5 protein-coding genes are annotated in these 4,419 nt (G+C 38.1%); 4 read left to right on the top strand and 1 reads right to left on the bottom strand.

The annotated features are described in order from the left end of the window. Positions 1-155 precede the first annotated feature (155 nt). The 3 genes from rpsA to AC1DRF_RS17660 all read left to right on the top strand — a co-directional run bounded on the left by rpsA (position 156) and on the right by AC1DRF_RS17660 (position 3,752). A complete protein-coding gene (gene rpsA, locus AC1DRF_RS17670; RefSeq protein ID WP_013059027.1) occupies positions 156-1,292 on the top strand; it encodes a 30S ribosomal protein S1 in 1,137 nt (378 codons plus the stop codon). A 16-nt stretch (positions 1,293-1,308) separates the two neighbouring features. Next, positions 1,309-2,361 (top strand): type 2 isopentenyl-diphosphate Delta-isomerase, encoded by a 1,053-nt coding sequence (gene fni / locus AC1DRF_RS17665; RefSeq protein WP_427075247.1) that lies wholly within the window; start codon positions 1,309-1,311, stop codon positions 2,359-2,361. A 176-nt stretch (positions 2,362-2,537) separates the two neighbouring features. Next, the gene (locus AC1DRF_RS17660; protein ID WP_477741282.1) at positions 2,538-3,752 is read left to right on the top strand and encodes an MFS transporter; all 1,215 of its coding nucleotides are present in this window, start codon (positions 2,538-2,540) and stop codon (positions 3,750-3,752) included. Positions 3,753-3,784: 32 nt separating this feature from the next. On the opposite strand, the gene AC1DRF_RS17655 is transcribed toward AC1DRF_RS17660, so the two are convergent. Beyond that, positions 3,785-3,922: a YpzI family protein gene (locus tag AC1DRF_RS17655; protein WP_013059024.1), complete on the bottom strand. Its 138-nt coding sequence runs from the start codon at positions 3,920-3,922 to the stop codon at positions 3,785-3,787. A gap of 120 nt (positions 3,923-4,042) precedes the next feature. Between AC1DRF_RS17655 and AC1DRF_RS17650 the strand changes: the two genes are divergently transcribed. Beyond that, a partial coding sequence (locus tag AC1DRF_RS17650; protein WP_477741281.1) for a YphA family membrane protein occupies positions 4,043-4,419 on the top strand: 377 nt, incomplete at its 3' end.

The raw sequence follows: 4,419 nt of genomic DNA, 5'->3' as shown, positions 1-4,419 counted from the left end.
CCTTATGACTTGACAAAAGATTCTATTTATTAGAAGTTAGTAACAAAGAGAGTTTTTTCTATACAGAGCTATATACAATAATGATGAGCTAAAAGAGTGAAGAACTCTTACAAGGGAATACATATTGTAGATGGATATTGGAGGAGGAAAAGACGATGACAGAAGATATGAATCAAGTAGAGGTAACGTCATTAGAAGTAGGAGAAACAGTAAAAGGTACTATTACAAAAGTAGAAGAAAAGCAAGTGTATGTAGATGTACCTAACAGCAAACTAGACGGTATTATTCCAATTAGTGAATTAGCGAGCTTACATATTGAAAAAGCAGGCGATGTAATCCAAGAAGGTGCCGAAGTCGAAGCGAAAGTAATTAAAGTGGAAGACGATTTGCTTGTGCTATCTAAACGGGCTGTAGATGCTGAAAAAGCATGGGATGGTTTAGAAGCAAAACTTTCTTCAGGTGAAGTGTTTGAAGCGGTAGTCAAAGAAATTGTCAAAGGCGGATTAGTAGTAGATATTGGTGTGAGAGGGTTCATTCCAGCTTCTCTTGTTGAAACTCATTTCGTTGATGATTTTGCAGAGTATCAAGATCAAACTCTTACGGTCAAAGTAGTGGAATTAGATAAAGAAAAAAATCGCGTGATCCTTTCGCATCGTGCAGTTGTAGAAGAAGAGCTTGTACAACAAAAAGAAAATGTTCTTGAGTCATTAAAAGAAGGTCAGGTTTTAGAAGGAACCGTTCAGCGCTTAACAGACTTTGGAGCGTTTGTAGATGTGGGCGGAGTAGATGGGTTAGTGCACATTTCTCAGCTTTCACATACGCGTGTAGAAAAACCTTCAGACGTAGTAGCTGAGGGAGATGCTGTGAAAGTCAAAGTATTGTCTGTTGACAAATCAACGGGGCGTGTTTCATTATCTATTAAAGATACGTTAGAAGGTCCATGGTCCAACATTTCTACGAAGCTTCGCCAAGGTGATGTAGTAGATGGAACCGTTAAAAGACTCGTATCTTTTGGAGCTTTTGTGGAAGTTCTACCTGGAGTAGAAGGACTTGTACACATTTCTCAAATTTCCCATAAGCATATCGGGACACCGCATGAAGTGCTTTCTGAAGGCGAAAAAGTGACGGTGAAAGTACTTGATGTGAATGAACAAGAACGACGCGTTTCGTTAAGCATTCGTGATCTTGAGGAAGAAGAACAAGAAGATTACGGTGACTATGAATTACAAGAAGAGTCAAAAGGTTTCCAATTAGGTGATATGATTGGGGATCAATTAAAAAAATTAAGATAAGTAATGGTGATGATTTGTGAGCAGAGCAAAACGTAAAATTGATCACATTCATCATGCGATTCAAACGGGACAGCATCGGCTGCACGGGCTAGATGATATTCGCTTCGTTCATAATAGCTTGCCAAATACTGGCGTGCACGATGTTCATATTGATACAAAAATTGGCGAACTTTTGTTAAGTTCGCCAATTTTTATAAATGCTATGACGGGCGGTGGCGGACAAGAAACGGAACGGATTAACCGTTCGTTTGCTCAAATTGCTCATCATGGTCAATTAGCAATGGCCGTTGGATCGCAGATGGCTGCGATTAAAGATGAAAAGGAAGAACAATCATACAGAGTAGTGCGTCAAGAAAACCCTAACGGAATTATTTTTGCCAACCTAGGCAGTGAAGCTACAGTTGAACAAGCTAAAAAAGCAGTTGATATGCTTGAAGCAAATGGACTTCAAATTCATTTAAATGTTATACAAGAACTGGTCATGCCGGAGGGAGATCGTGATTTCACCGATGCATTACGTCGTATTGAACGCATTGTCCGAGAAGTAACCGTTCCTGTAATTGTCAAAGAAGTAGGTTTTGGGATGAGCGCTCAAGCAGTGCAAAAACTTAAAGATGTTGGTGTTGAAATCGTTGATATTGGTGGGTACGGTGGTACCAATTTTTCGAAAATCGAAAATGAAAGACGAGCAAAACATTTTCACTTCTTTAATGATTGGGGAATTTCCACAGCAGTTTCTTTAGCAGAAGTATCTCAGCACGTAGAAGGTATATCCATTATTGGTTCGGGAGGTATTCAAACCTCTATGGATATTGCTAAGTCTATTGCGTTAGGAGCTTCTGCAACGGGAATGGCAGGATATTTTTTATCCATTTTAATGAAGTCTGGTTTAGAAGCAGTTGTAGAAGAGATAGCCGAGATGCATGAGGAGTTAACGTTCATCATGGCTGCGCTAGGAGCAACTTCTATTGCTAAGCTTCAGCAAATGCCTCTAGTTATTACAGGGGATACCCATAGCTGGCTGACTCAGCGAAATGTATCTATAGAAACATTTAATAACAGATCATAAAAAAGCATGCAGTTGACTGCGTGCTTTTTTATTTCTTTAAAAGATGAATGATCGCGTTTTCATTTTAAAAAACAAAAAATGTTGGCAGAAGAAGTGACAAAAAGCATGAAATCCCAAACGTTAGCCCCTTATAATAAGTAAAATAAACAGAAAAATCAGAAAAAAGAGGTGGCGTAATGAAAAAGGGACATTCTGTATTTACAATTTTTCTTTTCTTTTTAGGCTGGGTTTTCATGTATGCAGATCGTAATATTTTATCTCCGGTTATGGGAGATATCGGTGCGCAGTGGGATCTTAATAAAGCTGAACTTGGGCTAATGTCTACCGTATTTTTTGCAGCGTATGCAGCTATGCAAATTCCAACGGGTTTTTTGGCAGATCAATTTGGTCGAGTTAAGATCTTAGTAGCTGGATACATCTTGTTTGGAGTTGCCACATTTTTTACAGGACTTACAACTACTTTCGGTATGTTCTTATTTATCCGGGCGCTGACAGGACTTGGAGAAGGAACGTATTATGGTTCACAATACGGAATTTCTTCAAGCATCACATCTGAACGATACCGAGGTTTAGTGTCGGCGCTCATTAATAGTGGAATGGCTTTTGGTATATCACTTGGTTTTATCGGTTCTACATACATTACATATACGTTAGAAAAAGACTGGCAGTTTACTTTTTACTTATTTGCTATTCCAACTATAGTAATAGCTATTTTAATAGCTTTCTTTGTAAAAGATAAGCAAAGGGATCAAGAAAAAAATTCGCTAAATAAAGAAACAAAGCAGTCGCTAAAAGTATTATTTACAAAAAATCATATTTTCGTATACATTTTAATCTTCTGCTCTCTTTACGGATTTTTTGGGATGCTGACTTGGCTTCCTTATTATTTGCAGCACTCGCGAGGCTTAGAAGGGTCTCAAACAGGCATCATAGCATCTTTAGTACCTTGGGCGTCTATTCCAGGAGCAATCTTCTTTGGGTATATATCTGATCGAATTGTAAATAAAAAAGCATTAATTGTGAGTTTGTCAGTAGCGGGCGCTTTGTGTCAATTTTTTATTCCCTATACAGAGAGTTATTCTTGGCTATTATTCGGCTTAATTGTGTACGGTTTGATAGGTAAATTAGCATTAGATCCGATTTTGATTTCATATATGGCGGATATTACTCCATCGTCCATGTACTCTAAAGTGTACGGTTTTTTCAACTTCAGCGGCATGCTGTCATCGATCTTTGCACCTTACATTACCGGATATTTTGCAGATAAACTTGGAAGTATGGAATTCGGGTTTTATTTGTCAGGAGCACTATTGTTAGTGGGAGGAGTTCTCTTTTTGTTTACAGGAAAGAAAGAACGTTCCTATCCTGTTTCACATCCAGTTTTAAAATAAAAAAATGCGCCGACTTAGTCAGCGCATTTTTTTTATTTATGCTCATTTAACTCGCGTGCTTCTTCAGGACTTTGCAAGCTAGTTGCTCCCGGATAGTGAAGTCCTTGATCACGGTCAGATTCAACTCGTTTTGATTCTTTTAATTTTTTTTCTTGACGATCTTTTCCCATTTTAGATTCCCTCCTTTTTTCTGATAGGTTGTCCAAAATAAGGGGTTCTATTCTAAAACTCCGATTAAGTTTTACCAAATTGATACATACTGATGACAGGTAGAGGAGGTGCCATATTCAGTGGACGGAATTTTCTTTTATTGGCTTTCGTGGATGGGATGGATTGTTGCGACTTTTCTTATGCCCAAAACACCTAGACGTTGGAAGGTAGCAGCCATTATATTAATCAGTATACTCCTAAGCGGAATGAACATGCATATGGCTCAGTTTTCATTTAGCTACACCGCTTTGTTTTTAGTGGGGGTAGCGTGTGTTTATGCTTCAGGCTACAGCAGGTTTCAGCAGTTATATTATGTTATTGTATGCGGCATTATAATAATTGCCTATGCTGGTTTTTGTTTACTTGAGCTCTATGATCCTGTATGGATTTTTATTGATCGTAAGTGGATTTTGACTGGACTTATCTTATATATTTGCTTTATGGTGATTAAAGATGC

It is taken from the genome of Priestia sp. P5_B4 (assembly GCF_056400385.1).
The sequence above is the reverse complement of the archived record's forward strand: the minus strand, read 5'-3'. Positions and strand labels throughout refer to the sequence as shown.

Excerpts from the sequence above, each read along its gene's own strand:
- rpsA (WP_013059027.1), top strand. The coding sequence starts at position 156 with ATGACAGAAGATATGAATCAAGTAGAGGTAACGTCATTAGAAGTAGGA.
- AC1DRF_RS17660 (WP_477741282.1), top strand. The coding sequence starts at position 2,538 with ATGAAAAAGGGACATTCTGTATTTACAATTTTTCTTTTCTTTTTAGGC.
- AC1DRF_RS17655 (WP_013059024.1), bottom strand. The coding sequence starts at position 3,922 with ATGGGAAAAGATCGTCAAGAAAAAAAATTAAAAGAATCAAAACGAGTT.